The 24,872-nt window shown below is 36.7% G+C and carries 18 protein-coding genes and 1 tRNA gene; 3 read left to right on the top strand and 16 right to left on the bottom strand.

Going from position 1 to position 24,872, the window contains the following annotated elements:
* From CQ022_RS22680 to CQ022_RS22655, 6 genes are all read right to left on the bottom strand, one after another.
* The coding region (locus tag CQ022_RS22680) for a hypothetical protein (protein WP_228421868.1) at nucleotides 1-3,221 on the bottom strand (3,221 nt) is incomplete at its 3' end.
* Nucleotides 3,222-3,223: 2 nt separating this feature from the next.
* Complete coding sequence (locus CQ022_RS22675) at nucleotides 3,224-4,861, bottom strand: T9SS type A sorting domain-containing protein (protein WP_105684733.1); 1,638 nt, start codon at nucleotides 4,859-4,861, stop codon at nucleotides 3,224-3,226.
* 270 nt (nucleotides 4,862-5,131) lie between these two features.
* A complete protein-coding gene (locus tag CQ022_RS22670) occupies nucleotides 5,132-6,589 on the bottom strand; it encodes a TolC family protein (RefSeq protein ID WP_105684732.1) in 1,458 nt (485 codons plus the stop codon).
* Nucleotides 6,561-9,752 carry an efflux RND transporter permease subunit gene (locus tag CQ022_RS22665; protein ID WP_105684731.1) on the bottom strand — a complete coding sequence of 1,064 codons (3,192 nt, stop codon included), beginning with the start codon at nucleotides 9,750-9,752 and terminating at the stop codon, nucleotides 6,561-6,563. Before CQ022_RS22665 ends, CQ022_RS22670 begins: the two co-directional genes overlap by 29 nt.
* Before the next feature lie 21 nt (nucleotides 9,753-9,773).
* Nucleotides 9,774-10,856 (bottom strand): efflux RND transporter periplasmic adaptor subunit, encoded by a 1,083-nt coding sequence (locus CQ022_RS22660; RefSeq protein ID WP_105684736.1) that lies wholly within the window; start codon nucleotides 10,854-10,856, stop codon nucleotides 9,774-9,776.
* Between the two features lie 150 nt (nucleotides 10,857-11,006).
* The gene (locus CQ022_RS22655) at nucleotides 11,007-11,393 is read right to left on the bottom strand and encodes a hypothetical protein (RefSeq protein ID WP_105684730.1); all 387 of its coding nucleotides are present in this window, start codon (nucleotides 11,391-11,393) and stop codon (nucleotides 11,007-11,009) included.
* A gap of 658 nt (nucleotides 11,394-12,051) precedes the next feature.
* On the opposite strand from CQ022_RS22655, the gene CQ022_RS22650 reads away from it, so the two are divergent.
* Both CQ022_RS22650 and CQ022_RS22645 read left to right on the top strand, forming a co-directional pair.
* Complete coding sequence (locus CQ022_RS22650; RefSeq protein WP_105684729.1) at nucleotides 12,052-12,444, top strand: multicopper oxidase domain-containing protein; 393 nt, start codon at nucleotides 12,052-12,054, stop codon at nucleotides 12,442-12,444.
* Nucleotides 12,445-12,481: 37 nt separating this feature from the next.
* Nucleotides 12,482-12,916 carry an META domain-containing protein gene (locus CQ022_RS22645; protein WP_105684735.1) on the top strand — a complete coding sequence of 145 codons (435 nt, stop codon included), beginning with the start codon at nucleotides 12,482-12,484 and terminating at the stop codon, nucleotides 12,914-12,916.
* 66 nt (nucleotides 12,917-12,982) lie between these two features.
* Here the strand turns inward: CQ022_RS22645 and CQ022_RS22640 are convergent, their stop codons facing one another.
* The 9 genes from CQ022_RS22640 to CQ022_RS22600 all read right to left on the bottom strand — a co-directional run bounded on the left by CQ022_RS22640 (nucleotide 12,983) and on the right by CQ022_RS22600 (nucleotide 23,574).
* Nucleotides 12,983-13,243 (bottom strand): SemiSWEET transporter, encoded by a 261-nt coding sequence (locus tag CQ022_RS22640; RefSeq protein ID WP_105684734.1) that lies wholly within the window; start codon nucleotides 13,241-13,243, stop codon nucleotides 12,983-12,985.
* A gap of 35 nt (nucleotides 13,244-13,278) precedes the next feature.
* Nucleotides 13,279-14,313, bottom strand: coding sequence for an NAD(P)/FAD-dependent oxidoreductase (locus tag CQ022_RS22635; protein ID WP_105684728.1), 1,035 nt, complete (start codon nucleotides 14,311-14,313; stop codon nucleotides 13,279-13,281).
* A 54-nt stretch (nucleotides 14,314-14,367) separates the two neighbouring features.
* The gene (gldN, locus tag CQ022_RS22630; RefSeq protein ID WP_105684727.1) at nucleotides 14,368-15,306 is read right to left on the bottom strand and encodes a gliding motility protein GldN; all 939 of its coding nucleotides are present in this window, start codon (nucleotides 15,304-15,306) and stop codon (nucleotides 14,368-14,370) included.
* Nucleotides 15,307-15,326: 20 nt separating this feature from the next.
* A complete protein-coding gene (locus tag CQ022_RS22625) occupies nucleotides 15,327-16,919 on the bottom strand; it encodes a GldM family protein (protein ID WP_105684726.1) in 1,593 nt (530 codons plus the stop codon).
* A gap of 52 nt (nucleotides 16,920-16,971) precedes the next feature.
* Complete coding sequence (gene gldL, locus CQ022_RS22620; protein WP_105684725.1) at nucleotides 16,972-17,670, bottom strand: gliding motility protein GldL; 699 nt, start codon at nucleotides 17,668-17,670, stop codon at nucleotides 16,972-16,974.
* Between the two features lie 60 nt (nucleotides 17,671-17,730).
* Nucleotides 17,731-19,152, bottom strand: coding sequence for a gliding motility lipoprotein GldK (gene gldK / locus CQ022_RS22615; protein WP_105684724.1), 1,422 nt, complete (start codon nucleotides 19,150-19,152; stop codon nucleotides 17,731-17,733).
* A gap of 108 nt (nucleotides 19,153-19,260) precedes the next feature.
* Nucleotides 19,261-21,114 (bottom strand): glutamine--fructose-6-phosphate transaminase (isomerizing), encoded by a 1,854-nt coding sequence (gene glmS, locus CQ022_RS22610; RefSeq protein ID WP_105684723.1) that lies wholly within the window; start codon nucleotides 21,112-21,114, stop codon nucleotides 19,261-19,263.
* A gap of 29 nt (nucleotides 21,115-21,143) precedes the next feature.
* The gene (locus CQ022_RS22605; RefSeq protein WP_105684722.1) at nucleotides 21,144-22,790 is read right to left on the bottom strand and encodes a DUF4270 family protein; all 1,647 of its coding nucleotides are present in this window, start codon (nucleotides 22,788-22,790) and stop codon (nucleotides 21,144-21,146) included.
* 13 nt (nucleotides 22,791-22,803) lie between these two features.
* A complete protein-coding gene (locus tag CQ022_RS22600) occupies nucleotides 22,804-23,574 on the bottom strand; it encodes a glycogen/starch synthase (RefSeq protein ID WP_105684721.1) in 771 nt (256 codons plus the stop codon).
* 171 nt (nucleotides 23,575-23,745) lie between these two features.
* Between CQ022_RS22600 and panC the strand changes: the two genes are divergently transcribed.
* Nucleotides 23,746-24,594: a pantoate--beta-alanine ligase gene (gene panC / locus CQ022_RS22595; RefSeq protein WP_105684720.1), complete on the top strand. Its 849-nt coding sequence runs from the start codon at nucleotides 23,746-23,748 to the stop codon at nucleotides 24,592-24,594.
* A 202-nt stretch (nucleotides 24,595-24,796) separates the two neighbouring features.
* Here the strand turns inward: panC and CQ022_RS22590 are convergent.
* Nucleotides 24,797-24,869 (bottom strand) — tRNA-Lys (locus CQ022_RS22590).
* Nucleotides 24,870-24,872 lie beyond the last annotated feature (3 nt).

Raw genomic sequence — 24,872 nt, 5'->3', positions numbered from 1 at the left:
TCGTACGTATAGGTGGTCACCTGATAAGCAGATAATGAAGCGTTCATTCTGAAGGTATTCAATGCAGATAAAAATGCAGTTTCATCATTATTGGCTCCCGCCGCGGCATCTGTATTGGAAGCCGCCACAATAGCATCAACTAAGGACTGCTGGATATCTGTTAATTTCGCTCCGTCTATTTTCGCAATAGGCTTAGCTTGATTGTAACCCCAAACAAGTACTGTTGAGACCCCATTTTTTGCAGTATATTGTTGTAAATTCCCTTTCAAATCATATTGATCGTAAGTAACTTCTGTAGAAATAGCACCTTGTAGATCAGTAGATACTACTGAGCTCGGAAGCAAGTTCGATGGATGATCATATTTCGTTTCCGTTTTGGAAAGGGTTTGGGTGGCAACTCCAATAGTTTGAGTGGTTTCCGTTTCTAAAGGAATTCCTATCATATTAGCATTGATCAGCTTTTGATTGTTTTTTTCATGGGCATAGCTGTAGTTAGTTTCCTTGATAATTCCATCGGGTAAAGAGGTTTTCTCTTTGGTTACCTGATAATGATTGGGGCTTAAGCTTTTGTACTGAGTTTTAGTTACCAGATTGGTACCGTCCAGTATTTCAGTTCTGGTATTGGTAAATTCTTTGGGTAGTTCTTCAAAATTATTAAACTCATAATAAAAGAACTGAAAACCTAAATAAGATGATGAAAATAAAAACCCCAGATTATACTTTAAATAGGTAAAATCCTGAGGTTTCAATACCCTGTCGTAGTCGATTCCATAGATTCTTTTAGGTTTTTTTTGCTCTTCAACACCAGGAAAATTGGAGCTATATTGGTATTTCTCCTCTGTGAATACATTAGATATTGTTCCGACCTCTTTGCTATTCAGCGGATGTTCATAACAAGGTACCGTGGCAGACGCAAGATGAGCTTCACCCTTAGGTTTGATAAATAAACATGCCCCTAAAAAGGCTCCCAGCCTGTTATTATTCTGAAAATAATGAGAGACTTTTATTTGTTCATTCGTCTGGAAATTAGTCTGAACTTCATCAGCTCTTACATATTGTATCGAACTGCTGCTATTATTTTGCATCGGAAATCTACTTTGAGAAGCTACGAATATTCTGCTTTTACCGTATTGTAAAAAGTCCATCTCAAAATTGGAAATTCCTGATTCAATTCCGGCATCACTTTTATAAGCATATTCCTTTACCAACGAAAGTGTATTAGCCGAAGAATAGTTTTCAATTTTTTTAATTCTTAATCCTCCGAACGGAACTTCAAACCCTGCATCTGTTTTTTTTGCCAATGTAGTATCCACTACTTTCCAGCGCAAACTGACCGTGGCTTCATCCTGATTATAATTGAAATACTGCATTCCCGGCAGACTGCTTTGAGTCCCTGAGTATACTTCTACCTTTAATGTATTATTAGCAGGAGTAAGTTTATTGATAGGGATTTGTGCCATTTTAGAAAGATTACGTAACAGTAATCTAGGAACAATCACTTCATTGTTTCCATTGAGTACAGAATAGTAAATAGCACAGCTCCCACGTTCCGGTAAATTACCATCTTCATAAATACATTTACTGGTTTGAGCATCTATCTGCAAATTAAAATTTTGATAGCTGGTAATATCCGAGGTATTAATTTCAATAGGAGATGTATAGGTTTTGTTGAGTTGCTGTGAGGTATTTTCATTGGTAGAAAAATGTTTATATTGTATTTTATAAGGCGTGATGTCATGAAATTCATTCCCTCTTCCTGCTGAATTGATGTTATCAATTCCTCTATTATTTTCAAAAATAAATTTAGTTTTTCCACCCGTAGGATATAAAATTTCCTCCAGTATACCTGCTTTGGTAGATTCCTGATCTAAATCTCTTTTGTTTTGCTCTTCCAATACAAGATCAATACTTGGCGTTAATCCCTGATTATTCATCTGACCATTGTAATAACCCCACCAGTCACGGGCATAAGAAAACCTGTGAGGAAGTAACTGGCTATTATATTGTAACTGATAGCTGTAAGGCTTATCTGTATTGGTATCAAAAAGTACTTTATTTAAACGTAATCTTTTGGCAATATTATCATTAGGTTCATATCTGTTGCAGGAGTATACAGGAGAAGGAACAGTGCTCGTCATATAATCATACTGAAGCTCTATTTTATTGATCACCCTGTTGTTGTTTTTAACTTCAATATTATCAAGTTTTCTTCCATAGACAGAATAATCCAGTCTTTCACTTTTATTAAAGGTGACTTCCCCAAAATCACCATAAATTCTTTTGATAAAAGTATTGGTTCCTTTTGTTCTTCCATAATTGGTAGTGACCTCGTTTCTAGAATTATTCCCCCCTGTGGAAACAACCGTTTTGGTTTGGTTAACCAGATCACAGTCATCATAATTAATGGAATCATATTCAAAATTTAATACCCGATTGGTTGGGCTTATAATTTTAGAAAGTATCCATGTGCTATTATAGCTGGTTGTTCCTCCTGTTGGTGGAGTACCAATGAAACCGTCTCCAATAGAGTAAGTATGGGAAAGATAAATTGTACTTCCTTTTTCATATACATATTGATACCCTGACGGGTTTGTGACAACCCAGCTTCCGGTAGTCTGATTATATTTTATTTTATAATCTGATTCAGGGAATTGAATAATCTGACCAATCGGGTTTTCTGTGCTTCTTTCCTGGTTTACCATAAAAGAAATGCTTTTCCCGTCAGGAAGCGTGAGCCTGTAATCATCAGATTCAAGGTCTAAAAGGCCTTGCTGATGTTTATTGCAAATTTCATCGCATATTGTTTGTTGATCCGGTGTTTGAGCATTTCGTATAGCATATACATTTTTAACAGTATACTGCTGCTCATAAAAGAAACCATAAGAAAGATCATCAGGAAGTTGTCTTACATTTCTGGCTAAAGTGGAAATAGGTAGATTCCAGCCCAATCCAACCCATGTTGATCTTTCTCCCACAGTGATTCCACTGCTGTTGTAGGAAAGACTAAGGTTGAAATCAATATCTCCCTCTTTTATGTTATATATGGGAATTGAGATATTAGGCACCCCTGTATTTAATGAAACCGGAGTTTCAAAATTCTTAAATAAAGCATTGACTTCAGGGGTTTGTGGAACAATTCCCTGAACATAATCTTTATCCTGTGCCCAATAATAATGGCTTGCAATGCAAAGAGCCAATAATACTATTTTATTCTTCTTCATGGTTATTTCTTAATGAGTTTAGCATTCGCTGTTTTGTTGGTATCAGTTTTTATCGTCACCAGATACGCTCCCTGAATCAAAGCCTGGGTATTGATCTTCGTTACTCTGTTCTTTGTTTTTATACTCTGAAGTTGTCTTCCACTCATATCATACAAGAGAATATCAGCTTCCTTGAAATCAAAGCCGATTTCTACATAGGCATAATCAGAAACAGGATTCGGGTAGATTTTGATATCATATTTTTCAATCAGCTGATCAACCTGTTTATCACCCAGTTTTACAATCTTCCAGTTTTCTTTTCCCAGTTCTTCTGCACTGGTTCCGGCCAGAATAATAGAACCATCTCTGTTCAGTTTTAAGTCGGAAAGCCTTTCTTCTCTTTGTCTGGATTCTCCTTTCACGTGTTTTCTCCACTGCTCATTTCCATTCTGATCCAGATAGAGCATCCAGAAGGTTTCATCATCTGTCTGTATTCTTCCTTCAGCCTGGGTATAGCCTCCCAACAATATTCCTTTTGTAAAGTCTTGATTCTTGGTTCTTGTATCCTGGCTCTGAATCACACTCATACCCATCAGAATATCCCGGTTCTTGAAATTGTAAGATTTCTGCCACTGTTCATCTCCTCTTTCATTTAGGGAAATCAGCCAGAGGTCTGTTCCTTCTTCCAGGCCTACGGTTTTATTGCCTGATCTTTCTGATCTGGATTCTCCACCAATGATAAAGCCCGTTGAAGTTAAGGCAAGGGTTCTGATGTGGTCATCACCTTTGCCTCCAAAGTTCTTTTCCCATTCTACTTTTCCGTTTTTGTCTAGCTTGACAATCCAGTAATCGCCTTCGCCGAAATTATCGCTTTGCTTTGAGGTTGCAGATAGTAGGTTATGGGTTGTAGTTCTGTCAGACGGAATGTTAATGTTAGTCGTTGATTGCTGATTATTTGTTTTAACAGATGTGCTTCTTGAGTAAATTCCCAACAATGCACCACCATCTTTCGTGGGAATCATCTTCTCGACTTCATCTAAGCCTTTTCCTCCTAAGATTAATTGGGATAATTCTTTTCCGTTTTTATCCAATTTTGTGATCCAGACATCTTTAGAACCGTAGCCTTTTGATGAGCTCTGTACATTCCCGGCGACAAAGAATCCTAAGTCTGTGGTTTGAATCACCGCTCTGGCTTCTTCATCGGAAGTGCTTCCCAAGGTTTTCTGCCATAATTCGTCGCCAAATTCATTGATTCGGATCAGCCAGATATCGGATCCTCCTTTGGAATCATCTTTTTTATCGAGTCCTTTTCCTGAATAGGATGTTCCGGCCAGTAAAAACCCGCCATCCTGCGTAGTAACGGTTGCTGATAAATAATCATGGTTAGATCCCGAAAAATATTTCTCCCAGACTTCCTGTCCCTGTTGGTTCAGTTTTACCAGATGGAAATCGTAACCGTTGTTTTGCTTACTGCCTAAAGCCTGCTGTTTATCGCTTTGAATAGAACTTCCGGTGATCAGATATTGTTGGTCGATGGTAGTGGTGACCTGGCTTAGGAAATCCTGGGTAGAGGATTTGATGTCTTTCTGCCACACCACTTCCTGAGCAGATACGCCCAAGATTGTGCATAAAGTAAATGCACTGAGATAAAGTTTTCTCATTCCCGTGTTGTCGTTTTTTGAGTTGTAATTAGCTTTTTAAAACTTCGCGAATTTAATGCTTTTTAAGACACAAAAATCATTTTAATGTGGTATCCTGCAAATCATACTATTTATTATTTAATTTTATTTATAGTAAATTCAGTCTTATTCTGATGTAAAATTATTTATATGGAGCGACAAAACGTGTCGTATTAAAAATAAAAAGGGCCAATCCTAAAAGAATTGACCCTCCAAAAAACATTAACTGTTTATTGATAGAATTATGATGTTTTATTTCCAGCCTCCACCTAAACTTTTATAGATATCGACTACGGTGCTGAGCTGTTTCTGTTTTGCTTCGATAAGCTCCATTTTAGCATCCAGAGCATCTCTCTGGTTTAAAAGAACTTCAAGATAATCCGCTCTTGAATTACGGAACAATTGATTGGCAATATCAATAGACTGATCCAGCGCTTTGGTTTCCTGTGACTTCAGTTGATAATACTGATCTATATTTTTAACTTTTGACATCAGATTCGCAACATCCAGATAGGCATTCAAAATGGTTTTATCATATTCGTATAATGCCTGAACCTGTTTTGCATCTGCGGTCTGGAAATTCGCTTTTATCGCACTTTTATTAATCAGCGGCCCTGCCAATTCACCTGCCAGATTATAAGCAATGGATTCCGGCAATTTAACAAGGTAGGAAGGTTTGAATGCCTCAAGACCTAAGGTTGCAGAAATTTCCAGAGAAGGATAAAATTCTTTTCTTGCAGCTTCTACATCCAGCTTTGAAGCCTTTAATTCCAATTCTGCACGCTTGATATCAGGTCGGTTAGCCAATAACTGAGATGGGATTCCGGTATATACAGTCGGTGGAATGGTAGACATAAAGTTTTCCTTAGTTCTCACAATTGGCTGTGGATATCTTCCTAATAAAGCATTAATTTCATTTTCCTTTTCAGTGATCTGCTGGCGGATTGTATATTCTGCAGCTTTGGATTTCGCCAATTCTGCTTCAAATTTTTTCACGGCAAGCTCCGTTGCAGCAGCAGCTTCTTTCTGAATTTTGGAAATCTCCAGTGCTCTTTGTTGAAGCTTTATATATTGTTGTATAATGTCTAATTGATTATCAAGAGCCAACAATTCATAATAGTTGTCCGCAACTTCTTCAATAAGATTAGATAAAACAAAATTCTTCCCTTCCACTGTAGAAAGATAATGCGCTACTGCAGATTCTTTTTCCGTTCTGAGTTTTTTCCAGATATCAATCTCCCAGCTTGCGTTTAATCCTGCTTCAAAGTTTCCAAGCGGATCCGGCATTTCTTTTCCAGGTTCTATTTCTGTAGTAGCATCCCCTGCTCCTTCACTGGTATAACGTCCGGCTTTTTTCAGTCCGGCTCCTATTCCGGCAGAAACAGTTGGAGTAAGCCTTCCCTTTTTAGCTAAGACCCCACTTTTCGCGATTTCAATCTCCTGAAGCGTGATCAGCAGTTCCTGATTATTTTTTAAAGCTGTTTCAATCAGGGTTACCAGATTGGGATCTGTAAAGAACTGTCTCCATGGAGTTGTTCCGCTATTGTTATTAGCATCCTGCTGCTCTTCCTGATTAAAGTTCTGAGGAATATTTTCTTTTACCTCATCTTTTATGACAGTCGCCATCGGCGCCTTACAGCTTGCGAGTACAAGCGATAAGGCAATGGCTATAATTATATTTTTAGTCTTCGAATTTTCCATCATGTTCATAAGGTTCAGTTTGTTCTGTTAGAGGATTTTCTTCTTCATATCTCGCCAGTCTCGATTTATCTGCAATTGTTCCGAAGATATAATACAGTCCCGGGATAATCATTAATCCGAAAATGGTTCCGATTAACATCCCTCCTGCGGCGGCAGTACCAATGGTTCTGTTACCGACAGCTCCCGGCCCTGTTGCGATGACCAATGGAATCAATCCGGCAACGAATGCAAACGATGTCATCAGGATCGGACGGAAACGGATAGCAGCTCCTTCAATAGCAGCTTTTGCTACAGGAATTCCTTCTTCAGCCTTTTTCTGTACGGCAAATTCAACAATTAACACGGCGTTTTTACCTAAAAGTCCAATAAGCATAACCATAGCCACCTGAGCATAGATATTGTTTTCCAGCCCTAAAAGTTTTAAACATAAAAAGGCTCCAAAAATACCTACCGGAAGGGATAAAATTACCGGCAACGGAAGGATAAAGCTTTCATACTGTGCGGAAAGGATCAGATAAACAAATCCTAAACATACCAGGAAGATAAATACCGCTTCATTTCCACGGCTTACTTCATCTTTTGAAATACCTGCCCAGTCGATACCAAAACCTCTTGGAAGTGTTTTGTCTGCTACTTCCTGAATGGCCTTAATCGCCTGTCCACTACTATATCCCGGTGCAGGAGTTCCACTCACCTCTGCTGAGTTATACATATTGTGTCTTGTGATCTCTGATAATCCGTATACTTTTTCCAATCTCATGAAATCCGAATAAGGAACCATCTGATCTTTGTCGTTTTTAACATAGAGTTTCAACAGATCTGTTGGCAGAGCACGGTATTGAGGACCGGCCTGAACAATTACTTTATAAGGTCTATCGAAACGGATGAAACTCGTTTCATAGTTGGATCCGATCAATGTAGATAAGTTATCCATCGCTTTTTCAATGGTCACTCCTTTTTGCTCTGCAAGATCGTTGTCTATTTTAAGCATATACTGCGGGAAACTCGCAGAATAGAATGTAAATGCTGATCCAAGTTCCGGACGTTTTTTAAGCTCCTTCACAAAGTCATTACTTACCTGCTCCATTTTATGATAATCTCCACTTCCTGCTTTATCCAGCAAACGAAGTTCAAAACCTCCTGCAGCTCCATATCCGGGAACGGAAGGCGGTTGGAAGAATTCAATATTGGCTCCGGGAATATTTTTGGCTTTTTCTTCGAGTTTTTCAATGATTTCAGCAGCAGATTCCTTACGTTCTTCCCAGCTTTTAAGGTTGATCAGACAAGTTCCGGAGTTGGATCCCGTACCTTCAGTCAAGATCTCATATCCTGCAAGAGAGGAAACGGACTGCACGCCATCAATATCTTCAGATTCTCTTAAAAGCTCTTTGGCAATCTGATTGGTTCTTTCCAAAGTAGATCCCGGAGGTGTCTGAATAATGGCATAAATCATTCCCTGATCTTCCGCAGGAATAAATCCTGAAGGCAAAGAGTTACTCAGGAAGAATGTACAGGCACAAAATGCTAATAACAATGGTAATGTTATTGTCTTTTTTGTCACTGTTTTATTCAGCATCTTCTCATATTTTCCTGCTCCTTTTGTAAACAGGTTATTGAATTTATCAAGGAAAATAGTAATTGGAGTTTTCTTTTTAGCTTTTCCGTGATTATTTTTCAAGATCAGGGCACATAATGCCGGTGTCAAAGTAAGGGCAACAATTCCCGATAGGATAATGGATGAAGCCATTGTAATGGAGAACTGGCGGTAAAATACCCCAACCGGGCCAGACATAAATGCAATCGGAATAAATACGGATGCCATTACCAATGTAATTGCAATAATTGCTCCACTGATCTCATGCATTGCTTCTTCTGTGGCTTTCAAAGGGGAAAGATGCTTCTCTTCCATCTTGGCGTGAACGGCTTCAATTACCACAATCGCGTCATCTACTACCACCCCGATTGCCATTACCAAAGCAAAGAGGGAAATCATATTCAGGGTAATTCCAAATGCGGACATGACGGCAAATGTTCCTACCAATGAAACCGGAACTGCCAGTGCAGGAATCAATGTAGAACGCCAGTCACCCAAGAACAGGAATACCACAATTGCTACCAGAATAAAGGCTTCAAACAAGGTATGGATTACTTTTTCCATGGATGCATCCAGGAATCTTGAAACGTCATAGCTGATATCGTAATGCATTCCTTTCGGGAAGTTATTTTTCTCCAGATCCTTCATTAATGCTTTCACGTTTTTGATAACGTCGCTTGCATTGGAACCATAGGATTGTTTTACGGTGATCGCTGCAGAAGGTTTTCCGTTCAATGTGGAATAAATATCATACATGGAACTTCCAAATTCTATATCGGCAACGTCTTTCAGCCTTACAGATTCTCCATTCGGTTTTGCCTTTAGAATAATGTTTCCGTAATCTTTTTCATTATTAAAACGTCCAGGATATTTTAATACATATTCGAAGGACTGAGAGCGCTTTCCGGAACTTTCTCCCGTTTTCCCTGGGGAAGCTTCCAAACTCTGCTCATTCAGAGATTCCATTACTTCATCAGCTGAAATATTATAAGCGGTTAATCTATCCGGTTTAAGCCAGATACGCATGGCATATTCACGGGTTCCCAGGATATCTGCAAAACCAACACCACTTACCCTTCTCAACTCAGACATCACATTGATATCTGCATAGTTGAACAGGAATTTCTGGTCAGCCTTAGGATCATCACTGTAGAGGTTAATATACATCAACATGTTAGGCTCTTCACGAGTGATCTTCACCCCTTCACGTACTACAAGAGGAGGTAACTTATTCACCACTGAAGATACACGGTTCTGAACGTTAACTGCAGCTACATTGGGATCTGTCCCCAGATCAAATACAATCTGGATGGAAGCTTCCCCGTCATTCCCTGCATCTGAGGTCATATATTTCATTCCGGGAACACCGTTTAATCCTCTTTCCAAGGGGATTACTACGGATTTAATCAACAATTCGTTGTTCGCTCCGGGATATTCTGCGGTGATATTTACTTTAGGCGGAGAAATGGATGGGAACTGGGTCACCGGAAGTTTCACCAATGACAATATTCCCATAAATACAATAATCAATGAGATTACTATAGACAGAACTGGTCTGCGAATGAATTTTTTAAACATACTGCTTCACTTTAGAGACCATTACTCTGCTTTTAATTTCAATGATTGAAGAACTTTCTTAGGATCCTGGAATTTTGTTTTCACCTTTTGGTCATCCTTCACTTTCTGAACTCCTTCCAGAAGAATCTGATCTCCTTTTGAGATTCCTGAGCCTACTACATAAAGATCCTGAAGTTCATAAGCTACTTTGATATTTCTGGATTTTGCTACTCCGTTTTTATCAATAACAAATACATATTTCTGATCCTGTATTTCATAAGTGGCTTTCTGTGGAATAATCAAAGCATTATGAACAGGCATTGACATCTGTACTTTACCCGTTTCTCCATTTCTCAAAAGTTTATCAGGATTTGGGAATTTTGCACGGAAGGCAATATTTCCTGTTTCATTATCAAATTCTCCTTCAATCGTCTGGATTTCTCCTTTCTGAGTATACATTTCTCCATTTGCCGTGATCAGAGCGACCTGGTTACTACCTCTGTCAGCCGCATGGGTCTGATAGCTCAAATATTCAGGTTCTGAAACATTGAAATAAGTGTAAATACTTGTATTGTCTGATAATGAAGTCAACAGATCTCCTTCATCAACAAGGCTTCCCAGTTTCAAAGGAATCCTGTTAATAACACCGGAGAATGGTGCTTTAATATCTGTAAATGAAAGGTGGATCTGAGCCAGTTTCATTTCTGCATTGGCAGCATCCAGTTTGGCTTTTGCCATTGCTTTTTCGTTCTTGGAAACAATATTATTTCCTGCCAATGTACTTGCGTTTTTCAGCTCGATAGAAGCCTGTTCTACCTCTGCTTTTGCTTTTAATAATTCTGCCTGATACAGTTTAGGCATAATTCGGAACAATGTTTGTCCTGCCTGTACGTATTGACCTTCGTCTACAAAGATTTTTTCCAGGAAACCTTTTTCCTGAGCTCTCACTTCAATGTTTTTTACGGATTGAATCTGGGCTACGTATTCTTTGTTGATTACGGTATCCATTACTACAGGGGACGTCACCGGATATACGGTAACTTCTTCTTTTTCTTCTTTTTTCTTATTGCAGCCAACAGCCAACAGAAGGGCACTCAGCGCAATTCCCGAAGCAACTCTTTTTATCATAATTCTAGAGTTTATATAAATCGTTAATGTTTTGAATAGAAATAAACGGTAATAAAAGGGGTACGATGTGCTGATTACCAACATATACACAACGTAAAGTATTTCCACCCGGAAAATCAGGCAGAAAAAGAATAGATCGATAAAATTTTAAATTCTAATAGAGCGGATCAGAATAAACCTTTTGGTGGCTAATCCAAGAACAAAGCCATGAATATCCTGTCTAAAGCGTTTGTAGCTTTTTAATCCAAAAATATAGACAAGGCTGAAAACTCCGGCAAAGACAACAATAGCCTGCCATACATCAGACAGCTGAAAGTCATTTTCGGCAAGTTCTAAAGTGGAATTGTCTACATTATCGGCCATCTGCTGAACGGAGAGTTTTTCAAAAGTCTGGTTCAGGCGGTTGGCTCTTTTCGGCATATGATGAGAAACATGACCGTTGTAGTCGTTTCGTAGTGTTTTAACGTCAAGTCTGCTTTCTACTACAAAGAGCAGAAAAAGACCCGTTAAAAAGTATACTATAAAGTTTCTCATTTTGAAGTGGCAAATGTACACCCAGATTATGATATTATCATAGTAGATTAACAAAATTTAACTATCCTTTAAAATACCTAAATAAAAAAGTTTGAAAAATAGTGAACCTTTATCCTATTCAAGCGCAATACAAGCAATTTTGATATTCAATCTGAGCAGTTTTCAATTTTCAAAAATCAAGCCATATTTTTCAATTTAAGGAAAATTTAATGATACTATTGTTGCTTTTTTGAACATTATGAAGTACATATTGTTCTGTTTTGAAGATTTTTATTTGAAAAATGAAAGTTAAAATAGTCCAACCTAAACTTTATCATGAATTAGAATTATTAACATTAACTTATTGTTACTCTCTTCTTTTTGAATTATTTTTGCCGAAAATTCAAACAACAAATGAGAAATGAAAAAAACACAGATTATACTTCTGAAAATACGTTCGTTAAAAACCCTGAATTAACAACGACTCCCATCAATTTTCTACAATAATTATTACTTTCTGTTTCGTGAATAATGTTTCAAAAAACAGTGAGTTAAATTAGCTAAAATCTTAACTTTCTGTTAGTTTATGAAAAATTAACATATATTTATTAAAAATATTCGTAAATTTATAAGGCATTAACATCGTAATTCATGAAACACTTTAAAATCACTTATCACTATGAAAAAATTATTATTACCAGTCCTTTTTGGATTGACCATTATTTCCCTAACAGCGTGTAAACATCCCGGAAAAGAAACTGAAACCATCACGGCTGTTGTTCCCGAAAATACAGATGATATCTCAAAAGAGGTGTATATGGACAGCTATGGAGAAAAGATAGAAGTAACCATCAACAACACCAAAAATACAGCAACAATCCATTTAAACGGCAAAACTTTTGACCTTAAAAAAAGTGATGCTTTACCTGAATATACAGCCTCCAATGAAGAGTATCAATACTCTGATATTAAAGGCAATATCACTTTCCTGAAAAAGAATGTAGATATGGTTCTGTTCCACCTTAAACAGGCAAAAAAAGAGTCTGGTCCTGCAAAAATGGCATCGTATTAGCATGGGGATTAGCATTCATCTTAAAAAAATAAACATTATGAAAAGCTTATATTATTATTTATCGGCACTTGTTATCGTAACATTTTTAGTGGTTTCTTGTAAAACACAGAATGCACAAAAGCCAACGAGTGATATTACAGGAAAAACCTGGAAACTTACGGAGCTTAACGGGAAGCCGATTGAACTGAAAAACCCTAAAAACAATCCTTATTTCAAACTTGAAATGGATGGAATGAGATACCAGGGACATGCCGGATGTAATGGTTTAGGAGGAACATTTGAGATCAAACCTGAAATGATGAGAATTAAGTTCAATCAGGGAATGTCTACCATGATGGCTTGTGAAGATCTTGATATTGAAAATCAGTTTACCAAAGCAATCCTTGCCGCAGATAATTATTCTGTAAATGGAAATACTCTTACTTTAAATAAAGCAAGAATGGCTCCTTTGGCTAAATTTGTTCTTCAGTAATTGATATCACTTACATAAAAATAAAAAGACGCCTTATTCGTATGGCGTCTTTTTTATGTGTATTATCTACTTCTTTTTATTGTAGATTATATAGCATACCAGAAGGCTTATATTCACAAGAACAGCAAAAGCATTTGATAAGATAATAGGCAGCTCGTCCTTTTCAAAACCATACCATACCCACAATGATAGCCCTGAAATGAGGACTAAAAGCATAAGTAGAGAAATATCTTCTACATTCTTTTCCCGGATTACTTTTACAAGCTGTGGAATCATGGAAACAGAAGTAAGAACTCCGGCAACGATGCCTAATATATTTTCATTCATAAATTTTGCAGCTTTGAATTCTATACTAAGATACATTATTGAAACCTGTTCAGGGATACTTCTTCGTGCAATGGAATATCTTCTTCAATAAAACGGAACAAATCCCTGGAAAAATAGCAACCATTAAGGATTCCACGGGCTCCAAGTCCATTAAAAACATACAGATTACGGAATGTTTCATGTCTTCCGATGATGGGTCTTCTGTCTTTTACTGTTGGGCGGAATCCAAAATGCACTTCTTCCACTTCAAAATCATAAGGATAAAATTCTGAAAGACCTTTCACCAGTTGCTCCACTGCAGATTCATCAATGTGATGATGTAGCTGTTCCCTGTCATAAGTTCCTCCATAAAAATACAGACCATTTCCGGTTGGAAATAAAAAATGTTTCTTCTTAATCGTTATGTTTTCAGAAAGTGGTTGAGAAAGTTTCACTTTTATATGGTGTCCCTTATTTGGATTCACCGCTATTTCTGAGAAGTAGGGATTATCCTTCACTCCCATTCCTTCACAAAAGATAATATTTTTGAAACCCAAATCTTTATAAGTAGATTCTGACGGATGCAATTGGGTATAATCAAATTTTTCTTTTACCCAATGATCATTTTTTTCAAAATAACTGAATAAACCACTGAAAAATCCATTAACATTGAGTCTGGCAGACTGATTCACCTTTCCGGCAAGAAAATCATTTTTTACCACATTTAAACGATCAAATTTTTTATCAAGAAAATGCGACAATTCTTCAATTCCCGATTTTTTCAGCCATAAATTCTGTTCATTTTCATCATGAAAGATTCTATGAATAGGAGCATTGATCAGATAGTTTTCTCCAGTATACGATTCTATTTGTTTCAAATTATCTTTAAGAAAATCTATTTGTTCCTGTGCTTTCCAGAATGTGGTAAACTTTTTTAAGACCACAGGATTGATAATCCCGGCCGACACCTGTGAAGCACTTTTTCTTCCTTCAGAAAAGATCACGAAGGACTTGTTATTCTTAATTAGCTGATGAGCCAAGAAAAGCCCTGCGTATCCATCTCCTACGATAATATAATCTACATTTCTCATAATAAAAAAACCTGAGTAAAAATACTCAGGTTTTCTATAAATATCAAGTGAAATTTAGTAATTCCACATATCATTTTCCATGTCAAGAATCTGTGCCTTGATTCTATCGCTTTCTTCCAACTGTTCATCAGCATTTTTAGGGATATAGTCCTTGATAGTACCGTCTCCTAAACCGTTTGAAGATTTATAAATGATAGAAGAGAATCTTCTTGCATTGATAACATCATCGAAAGATAGATCAGCAGAAGAATTCTTTCTGTTGAAGACAAAATTATTTGCTAAAATATCTCTTGCACTTGGATAATAGATCCAGAACAGGTCAATAAGCTCATCATTACTTGCGATAGGCTTACCATCTGGACCGATAACTCCCTGTACTGCAGGATCTGGTCCCATTGCAGCAATACCAAGAGGTCTGTATTTCATCTGTCCGTCTCTTTTATCAATAAACCACATACCCATGATTTTAAGAACTTTTACCTTGTCAGTAGTTGTCTTAAAAACGTCAGTATATTGTTTCTTTTCAGCCTCTGTTAATTGTCTACCTGAGTTTAAGATATCAATAGCAGCATCATTGATGATTACTTTTTCTAATCTTTTCTGAATTCCTTCCGGAGAAAGTTTTACTGTAAAGTTTTCATCATCATATACCTGCTCAATCTTTCCGCTTAAGGCAGCGTCCAATAATAACTGGTATAAAGATCTTGTAGGAGTAGCAAGAAGACCATCCGGATTGTCATAGTAGAAAGGCTGGTTGATCTTATCATTCATATCAATGATCTCCCATACAAACATACTCTTCAGGATATCTTTATCTTCTACAAAACCATATTCAAGAGGCTTTACTGTTTTATCTACAATAGTATCACCAACTTTTTGTTTGTTTTCTGCTCTCATCTGTCTGAACTCTTCCGGAGAAGATGCGTTCAGAATAGTCTGGGAAAAAGCAAATCCCGAAACTAATACTAAAAGGGTGCTAATATATTTTTTCATAATAAATTACAATTTTAGTCCTATGGAATGTTAATGATTATAGGAGTAATGTTTTTAATAACCTGACCATCTAAACCTTGAGCAGTAACTTTAATATCAAAGACAGAAACTACGTCTCCGGATCTAAGATTTTTCACTAATCCAGCAGCATCATCTAATGAATTTCCGTGAACTAGTAACGCTGCTCTACCTGGTACTCTCACCATAAACTGAGTTACAGTAAATGAAACCGGGAAGTCAAAGTCAGGAATTGCTGCCTGTACCGTTTGGTTCTGGATAGAAGTTGCAGGCATAGATACTATACTCTGTCCTCTGATCTGACCTTGTGGTGGTGGAACATTCTTAATTCTATATTCAAATACCTGAGATACAGATTTTCCATAAGGATCTATACCTGATAATGTCAACTTAACTGTATTACCTGAAGTTGGTTTTACAATCCATTTTCCTGGGCCTGTATTTCTTACAGATGCACCTGGAGCAGATAATGAAAGTTTAGAATTGTCAGCACCTAAGATTGATCCTGAAACAGGGTTCTCAAGTCCTCTATACATTACATTCATCTTGTCTGCAGAAAGTAATAATCCTTTTTCAAGTTTTACTTCTCTTGGTCCTGCAATTACATTATAAGTATGTGTCCAAGGGAAAGATTGTGGCTTACCTGAAGCATCTGTTAATGTAATGGTACCTCCTAATTTATGCTCTCCAATTCCAGAACCTGAAATTGCGATTGTTCCTTTACCATTTTCAACTTTACCTACACCAGAGATGCTGATCTTATTACTGTTAGAATAAGTACCCAACATTACTTTTACCTCTGCTTGTTTTCCTGCCTGGATATCTACCGGACCTGAAACAATAGGTTCGTAGCTTGAGAATTTGATACTCGCATCTACTTTTTCCTGAAGTAATAGTGCCAATGCATCAGACTGAACGTTTCTGGCATCATTTTGGATAATTTCCAGATTAGATATTGCAGCGATTAATGGCTGGTGATAAAATTTATTTTGGAACCAAGTCTTTTCATTTGGAGATGTTCCTTTAGGGTACTCCGCAATAAGAGACTTATTTGCTCTAGCAACGAGATCTTTTAACTGCTCATTATTTCCAAAAGTAGCGTTAATGTAATTTCTTACATCATCAATTTTAGCTTTCAGATCTAATGCATTCTTCGAAGGAGTATTTTCATCACCTTCTTTAAAGAAATATTCAGTAGTTGCTTCATTGTTGTTCAATGCAGCAAAATTTTCGCTTACATCAATATCCTTTCCTGTTTGAGGATCTTTATCATGAAACTCAGATTGTTTTTTTAACAAATCTTTGATGTCCTGAGCAGATTTTACCAACAGATCAATTTTGGATTTCAATACTTTGTACTGCCCCCAAGGCTGTGCGTAGGTATCCGGAACTTGTTGAGCCTTAGCTTCCAACGTTCTTTCAAAGATCTTCTCGTTCTTTCTTTCTGTTAAAGTTCTGGTTTCATTTAATGCTTTAGTAGAATCATAATATGATCTGATGATTTCTGCATCAATATTTAGGGCCATCATCGCGATGAACACCAAATACATTAGGTTGATCATCTTCTGACGAGGGGTCTGTTTTCCTTGTGCCATTCTCTTTTCTTTGTTTTTTGATTAAGTAGTTAAATTTAGAAATGGTTAGGAATTAAGACTTCATAGCAGTTAGCATACCACCATAAACTCTATTTAAGTTATTAAGATTAGATGTTAAACCTTGTAGCTCTTGATTGAATTTTTCAGATTGCTCTGCAGACTTCTGCATATCTGCCACATACTTGTTAGCAAATTCAGATTGTCTTTTACCGCTTTCAAGTTGCATTACATAAAGAGCATTCATGCTTTCCATATGCTGAGCAGCCTTATTTAATTGGTCGTTGTATTTATGTGTAGAAGCAGATACGTCAACCGTTTGATTGATCTGATCAACAGAGTTTGAAAATTTATCAATTCCTGTTCTTAGTCTTTCAAATAATTGAACATCTAGTCTAGCATCTTCAAGCATTTTATCCAATTTGGTTGAAAGAGAGTTTTCTAATTCTGCAAATTGAGCTGCTGCATTATTATTTCTAGAAGATACATTAGAGTGTAATGGATTTGGATTAGCATGTTTATCTAATAACTCAGGATAAACATTTTCCCAAGCATAAGACTCTTCTGATTTCGGAGGGTCAAATGCAAAAATGATAAAGATAATCGCCTCAGTAATAAGTCCTACGGTAAGAGCGATGTTACCGTTAATAGGTCCCAAGGTAATGTGAGTAATTTTAAGCCAAGCTCCAAGAATTACAATTGCAGCACCGAATGAATAAAAGAAATTCATCCAAGCATCTTTAGTCTTAAACATATTGAGTTAGTTTTTTTAATGTTAAATAAAATTGTTATTGAAAAATAATTATCTGATTAGTTATCTGTTAACTCTTCTTGGCTTAACTGCTGCTTCAGGAATGTCCTGTACAGTTCTGAATCCGATATAGCTTCTTGCGGAATCTTTTCTTTCCCAATCTCTAGCACCTGTCATTAGTGCATATCCTATATCTTTCCAAGATCCGCCTCTTACAGACTTCTTCGTATCCTTTTTATCTTTAGTAGAAGGATTTAATGTAGAAGAGAATCCGTATGAAGAATTGTTGTACGCAGATAATGTCCACTCAGAAACGTTTCCAGCCATATCAAATAACCCAAACCCATTTTTCTTAAATTTCTTAACTGGAGCTGTATATGTATAAGTACCTTTTTTCTCGTCTTCCATATAGTTACCTCTCTTCGGCTTAAAGTTAGCCAGGTAACAACCTCTGTCATCCATTAAATATGGACCACCCCAAGGGTAAGTAGCATTTTGCATTCCACCTCTTGCAGCATATTCCCATTCAGTTTCTGTTGGAAGACGGAACTCTAATGGTCTTTGTTTTTTTCTTTTTAAACTTTCGTTGTAATCAGTTTTCAATTTAGATCTAAAGTTACAATAAGCCCTTGCCTGATCCCAGGTTACCCCAACAACAGGATAGTCTTTATAAGCCTTGTGCCAGAAATACTGTTCAAACAATGGCTCATTGTAAGCAAAGTGGAAATCTTTTACCCAAACTGTAGTATCAGGATAGATCGCGATACTTTCGCTTTTCAGGTAATTAGCTCCTCTTTCGTTATCTGCAACAGCAGCGTCCATATCTCCCCAACGGTAAGTATATTTCAGCTTACTTACATCTAAAATTCTTTCGTTCCCGATTCTTGAAGAAGAAGGTAGATACATAGATTCTAAAACCTCTGCGTATTCTACATCCGGATATTTTGATGTGCTCCAGTGTAAAGGGATTTTCCAATCTAATCTTTTGCTGGCATCATAGCTTCCGTCCTCTCGGCCACCCTGGCCTTCCATATATTCTTGATAAGGTGTTAAATTTTCTTCTTTTTTAGCAAGATATGCATAATCACCTATTGCTGCTCCCTTACGTCCGCCTTCATCACCACCTTCTCCGGCAGCTTCAGCTAGTAAAGTTCTCGCAATAGAGTCTCTTACATAATTGATAAATACTCTGTACTCCGAGTTGGTAGTTTCTGCTTCATCCATGAAGAAAGAAGAAACAGTAACTGTCTTCAATGATGCTTTTTCAGGAGTATTTGTTGGATCCTGGTCTGCTAAACCAGCAACAAATGAACCTGCAGGAATTGCGACCATTCCGTATGGTCTTTCCGCAACAAATGATTTAGTTTTTTCTCTTGGTATCAATTCTCCTTTTGTTCCTGGCTTCCCTACAGAAGAGCTGCCACCACCTGAACAAGATACCGATGCTACCGACGCAGACAATAATAAAAGAAATATCCTTTTCATGTTAATTTTTATAATTAAGCCGTAAATATATAATTTTTTTAAGAAACTTTTAAGATTTTTTTTGAAATAACGGAATAAATCTAAATTTATTTTATTTACAACAACTTTTTATTCCACGGTAACAGATTTTGCAAGGTTTCTCGGTTGATCTACGTTGGCTCCTCTATATACTGCAATGTAATAAGCAAGCAGTTGCAGAGGTACGGAAGCAACGATTGGAGAGAAACATTCTGAAGTTTCAGGGATTTCAATAACATAATCAGCCATTTCACTCACCTGACGGTCTCCTTTATTCACTACAGCGATAATTTTTCCTTTTCTCGCTTTAATTTCCTGAACATTACTTACAATTTTATCATAGTGTCCTTTTTTAGGTGCTATGATTACAATTGGCATGTTTTCATCGATCAGGGCAATTGGACCGTGCTTCATTTCTGCAGCCGGGTATCCTTCTGCATGGATATAAGAAATTTCTTTTAATTTTAAGGCTCCTTCTAAGGCCGCAGGATAATTGTATCCTCTTCCTAAATAAAGGAAATTAGTAGCTTTCACAAAATCTTTTGCAATATTCTGAGTAAGCTCATGAGTGGTATTTAACACTTCTTCAATTTTCTTAGGAAGAGCATCAAGCTCAGCAATTAAGCTCATAAATTCAGCGTTTCCTAAGTTTCCGTTGTGTTTTCCTAGTTTAAATGCAATTAAAGTAAGAATAGTAAGCTGCGCCGTAAATGCTTTTGTAGAAGCAACCCCAATTTCAGGGCCGGCATGCGTATATGAACCTGCATCGGTAATTCTTGCAATTGAAGAATCCACAACATTACATATACCATATATAAATGCACCTTTTTCTTTTGCTAATTTTAAAGCAGCCATTGTATCGGCTGTTTCTCCAGACTGAGAAATTGCAATCACCACATCTTTATCTGTAATGATAGGGTTTCTGTATCTGAACTCTGATGCATACTCTACTTCAACAGGAATTCTTGCATACTCTTCTATCAGATATTCTCCGATAAGACCTGCATGCCAAGAAGTACCACAGGCAATAATAATAATTCTGTTCGCATTTTTGAATCTCTCAACATGGTCCCAGATTCCAGCCATTTTGATAACACCTTCGTCTACAAGAAGTCTTCCTCTCATTGTATCGTGTACCGATTTAGGCTGTTCAAAGATTTCTTTAAGCATGAAATGCTCATATCCACCTTTTTCAATCTGTTCAAGGCTTAGTTTAAGCTCCTGAATCTCCGGCTCAATTTTAGAGTTATCATTGATGGTTCTGATATCTACTCCATTTTCAAGAGAGATTGTTGCCATATGTCCTTCTTCAAGATAAATGGCTTCTTTTGTAAATTCTACGAAAGGAGAGGCATCAGAAGCAATAAAGTATTCTTTATCTCCGATTCCTATTGCCAGAGGAGAACCTAATCTTCCTACCACCAATACTCCAGGATAATCTTCATGAAGTACAGTGATTGCATAGGCTCCATATACTTCATTCAATGCATATCTTACCGCAGTTGGGAAATCAGTTTCAGGATTAAGATCCATGAAATACTGGATAAGGTTTACCAGTACTTCTGTATCTGTTTCTGATTTGAAAGTAAATCCTTTTTCAGTAAGCATTGTTTTAATGGTATCATAATTTTCAATAATACCGTTATGTACGATTGCGATTTTGCCGTTATTTGACAAGTGCGGGTGGGAATTTCTGTCACTAGGAACTCCGTGGGTTGCCCAACGGGTGTGTCCCATTCCAATTTTAGACTTTCCTTTTAGTTCTTTCGAAATATTCACCAAATCCTCAACCTTACCTTTTGTTTTTTCTACTTCCAGCTTGTTATCTGAACCTTCTAAAACAATTCCGGCACTGTCATACCCTCTATATTCCAATCTTCTAAGACCATTAATTACGATTTCATAAGCGTCTTGAAAACCTGTATATCCTACTATTCCGCACATATTTTATTTTGTCTAGTGTTGTTTAATGTTTATTTTTTCGTCCCGTAAGTCACCATTAGCTGGATTCTTTTTGGATTCGTATTTGTTTTATCTATACCTGTCAGGATAATTCTGTTCATATCAATCGCTCTTGTCGTATTACGAACTCCTAAAAGGCTTCCTGTAGCAGTTGCAGCAAATGTTCCGGCACTGATCACTAACGGTTTATTCGTTATCAGCTGTTCAACTCCATTTACAGTTTCTTTTTTACCTTCAACAAGATCCTTGATGGTTTTTGTTACTACAAAATCATAGTACCCAGGATTGTCTTTATAATAATATAGACCAAGCCCTGAAGTCAGATCTGATGTAAAGCCTAACTTTGAGTAATCAATAGTACCATTACTGTTTAATGTATTGGTCAAAATTGAAAACTTACGATCTTCCGTTGAATTTTTATTTTTCCAGCTTAAAGGATCCAGATAGATTCTAACCTTAGCACTTACAATACCTGCTTTTTCTTTATTATAAACATCTTTAAGTTGTGCAATGGTTTCATCCTTAATTTTCACGACAACAGAAGGACCTCCCATTCCCTGAACAAAAAGCCTCTCATCACCTTCATTAGGATTACTTGCAGCCAATGCATTGGCTACAGATGATCCTGATCTGCTGTATTCATACAATCCGATATGAGCATTAGAACCTCCTAAGTTGAAATTAAGTGTTGTTTGTGGTCTTGTAGTCGTTCCATTCTCTGTTTTATCATATTTGTAATACATGACAAGCTGTAAATCGTCAGGAGAGAACTGGTAAAGGTATCTATCAGTTTCATCAACAGAAATTTTTATCCCTTTAAAATATCTGATAAAGTTTGAAGCATCCTGAAGCTCAGGTTTTCCTTTTTTATCAAGGATATGAGTCTGGAAAAAGTTTGTATTGCTCAGTTTTATTCTGAATCCTAAGTTTCCGGTAAATACAACTGAGTTATCCGATTTTTTAGTAATAGATAAAGAACTGATGTTACCGTTAAATACTCCTGAACCTAACAGTTCACCAGTACTAATACTCTTATTGGAACGTTTGAAAGTATCGTCATTCGAGTCTAAAAATGTAGTAACTTCATGTACATTAACTTTCATTGATTTTGAAGCCCCGCCTATTTTACCGTATTTACGAACAGGATACGTTTTTCTCTCAATTGAAACAGCCGTAGCAACTCCGTCTACAGGGAAATCACTTTTCTCAAACGTATTTGTTTTTAATGAATCGCTTTCAAAGAAGTAGGTATTCGTAGTTGTATTCGCTGGTGGTCTTACCACAAGAACTACAGAATCCACTTTCGGATTCGCACCGTTGAAGTCGAAATTATCTACCGGCATTCTTAGCTGGGTAACATAAGACGCTCTCTGCATTCCAAATTCACCTTCAGTAAAAGCTCCAAGCACACCAACATAAGAAGCAGCACCAGATTCGCTCACCCCACTGATCAGTCTGGCAGCATCACTTCTGATGGAATCATTGTTGTTGTAATTGTATGCGATAACGGGATATGCAATTTCATTACCTTGCGCAGCATCATTATTGAACAACTGCTCACCAAGAGAATCCGGATCAGGTTCACAGTTATAAAGGAATGTACTTCCAAAAATCGCCAATAGAAGCATGGCGAAAGTCCTTTTAAGATTATGAGTCATTAAAAATGTGTTTTTAATAAAGTTGATTTATTGAATCTATGTCCAGATATTCTGATTTTTGGGTTGCAGTTTCGTTGAAAGCCTTATCCAGGTCTTCATCCAGAAACTCGTCCCCTTTCACAACGGCATCTACATAGTTCATACTCTCGATAACAAAACTTTTAATAGTTGGGTTATCTAACGCTTTTAATCCTGAAATATTATCAAACTGTAGTTTTTCGTCAATCTTTTTATCCAGGTCAGCATCTTTCTCATTGTAAAGAGAAAGTACAATTTTTGCGTCTTTGAAATAAGTATCTGATTCGTAATACGTTTTAAGATAAATTGGAACAAAAGAAGCCATCCATCCATTTAAATGGATAACATCCGGTACCCAGTTTAGTTTCTTAATTGTTTCAATAACTCCTCTGGCAAAGAAAATCGCTCTTTCGTCATTGTCTTCGAAAGGGTTTCCTTCATCGTCGAAATAATATTGTTTTCTTTTGAAGTATTCTTCATTGTCAATAAAGTAAACCTGAAGTCTTTCCCCCGGAAGAGACGCTACTTTAATGATTAGAGGTTGGTCCAGGTCATTGATAATAATATTCATCCCTGAAAGACGGATTACCTCATGAAGCTGAAACTTTCTCTCACTTATTTGTCCAAATCTTGGCATAAAAACTCTTACATCATTGCCTTCTTGGTGCATCTTAAGTGCCATTTTGTTTACCACTGCAGCCATATTTGTATCTTCCTGATATGGATACATCTCTGTAGTAATGTACAGTATTTTTTGATTCGGCATAAACTTTCTATCTAATTTTTGTAAAAATGCTTTAATGTGCAAAATTACAAAAAAACATCCAACATTATTTTAATTAACATTTTTTTACGAAAATTACCTTTTCCAAATTATTAAAAGTACATATTATTGTGCGATATTTTTAGTATTTTTGAAATAGTATTAAAACAAACTATGGAAGTTCTAAAAAACAGAAAAGTCCTTCAGGATTTCATTGAAAGACAGAAAGAAATGGGAAAAAGAATTGGCTTTGCTCCTACTATGGGCGCCTTGCACAATGGTCATCTTTCTCTGTATGAAGAGGCAAGAAAAGAGAATGATCTTGTCATTTCTTCAATTTTTGTAAATCCAACCCAATTCAACAATCCTGAGGATCTTGAAAAATACCCAAGAGATATCAACAGAGATATACTTATTCTTCAGAATTCAGGTCTTGTAGATGCTGTTTACATTCCTGAGGTAGCCGATATTTACCCTGAGAAAGCTGAAAGCCAGCAATATGATTTTGATGGATTGGAAAATGAGATGGAAGGAAAATCAAGACCGGGACATTTCGACGGAGTAGGAACTGTTGTAGAGGAACTTTTCAGACAGATACAGCCTGACAATGCTTATTTTGGTGAAAAAGATTTCCAGCAGCTCGCTATCATAAAAAAAATGGTAGAGAAAAAGCACCTTCCCGTTAAAATAACCGGAGTTTCTATTTACAGAGCAGAAAACGGACTGGCATTAAGTTCAAGAAACCAAAGACTTCATGAAGACCGAAAAGAAGCATCTAAAGTAATTTATGAGACTTTAAAAAAGGTAAACGACTGGTTCAGAACTGTTACTATTCCGGAAATAAAGGAAAGAGTAGCTGATATTTTCGATGACCAGCCGGGAATGAAACTTGAATACTTCCTTATTGCTGATGAAAATACATTACAGGAAACCGATTTTTTCTATAAAGACAGAAGTTTCAGAGCGTTTATCGTAGTTGTTGTAGACGGAGTAAGATTAATTGACAATATGCATTTGGATTGATTTTTCCCAATTAAAATATAATATCCCTGACTGTTATGGTTGGGGATTTTTTTTGAATACATAATAATTTGAATACATAATAAGAAGAAAGGAAGTTCAGTATCAGACTTCATACAAAAATCAAAGGCCTCCTGAAGGAAGCCTTTGAAACACCAAATCACAAAATATTAATATGAAAAAAATTTACTTTTCAGTAAACTTGTGACCCGGCTGGGATTCGAACCCAGGACCCATACATTAAAAGTGTATTGCTCTACCAGCTGAGCTACCGAGTCGGC

This window comes from Chryseobacterium culicis (genome assembly GCF_002979755.1).
GTDB lineage: Bacteria > Bacteroidota > Bacteroidia > Flavobacteriales > Weeksellaceae > Chryseobacterium > Chryseobacterium culicis_A.
The sequence above is the reverse complement of the archived record's forward strand: the minus strand, read 5'-3'. Positions and strand labels throughout refer to the sequence as shown.

Coding starts and splice junctions, on each gene's coding strand:
- CQ022_RS22675 (WP_105684733.1), bottom strand. CDS start 4,861: ATGAGAAAACTTTATCTCAGTGCATTTACTTTATGCACAATCTTGGGC.
- CQ022_RS22670 (WP_105684732.1), bottom strand. CDS start 6,589: ATGAACATGATGGAAAATTCGAAGACTAAAAATATAATTATAGCCATT.
- CQ022_RS22665 (WP_105684731.1), bottom strand. CDS start 9,752: ATGTTTAAAAAATTCATTCGCAGACCAGTTCTGTCTATAGTAATCTCA.
- CQ022_RS22655 (WP_105684730.1), bottom strand. CDS start 11,393: ATGAGAAACTTTATAGTATACTTTTTAACGGGTCTTTTTCTGCTCTTT.
- CQ022_RS22650 (WP_105684729.1), top strand. CDS start 12,052: ATGAAAAAATTATTATTACCAGTCCTTTTTGGATTGACCATTATTTCC.
- CQ022_RS22645 (WP_105684735.1), top strand. CDS start 12,482: ATGAAAAGCTTATATTATTATTTATCGGCACTTGTTATCGTAACATTT.
- CQ022_RS22640 (WP_105684734.1), bottom strand. CDS start 13,243: ATGAATGAAAATATATTAGGCATCGTTGCCGGAGTTCTTACTTCTGTT.
- CQ022_RS22635 (WP_105684728.1), bottom strand. CDS start 14,313: ATGAGAAATGTAGATTATATTATCGTAGGAGATGGATACGCAGGGCTT.
- gldN (WP_105684727.1), bottom strand. CDS start 15,306: ATGAAAAAATATATTAGCACCCTTTTAGTATTAGTTTCGGGATTTGCT.
- CQ022_RS22625 (WP_105684726.1), bottom strand. CDS start 16,919: ATGGCACAAGGAAAACAGACCCCTCGTCAGAAGATGATCAACCTAATG.
- gldL (WP_105684725.1), bottom strand. CDS start 17,670: ATGTTTAAGACTAAAGATGCTTGGATGAATTTCTTTTATTCATTCGGT.
- gldK (WP_105684724.1), bottom strand. CDS start 19,152: ATGAAAAGGATATTTCTTTTATTATTGTCTGCGTCGGTAGCATCGGTA.
- glmS (WP_105684723.1), bottom strand. CDS start 21,114: ATGTGCGGAATAGTAGGATATACAGGTTTTCAAGACGCTTATGAAATC.
- CQ022_RS22605 (WP_105684722.1), bottom strand. CDS start 22,790: ATGACTCATAATCTTAAAAGGACTTTCGCCATGCTTCTATTGGCGATT.
- CQ022_RS22600 (WP_105684721.1), bottom strand. CDS start 23,574: ATGCCGAATCAAAAAATACTGTACATTACTACAGAGATGTATCCATAT.
- panC (WP_105684720.1), top strand. CDS start 23,746: ATGGAAGTTCTAAAAAACAGAAAAGTCCTTCAGGATTTCATTGAAAGA.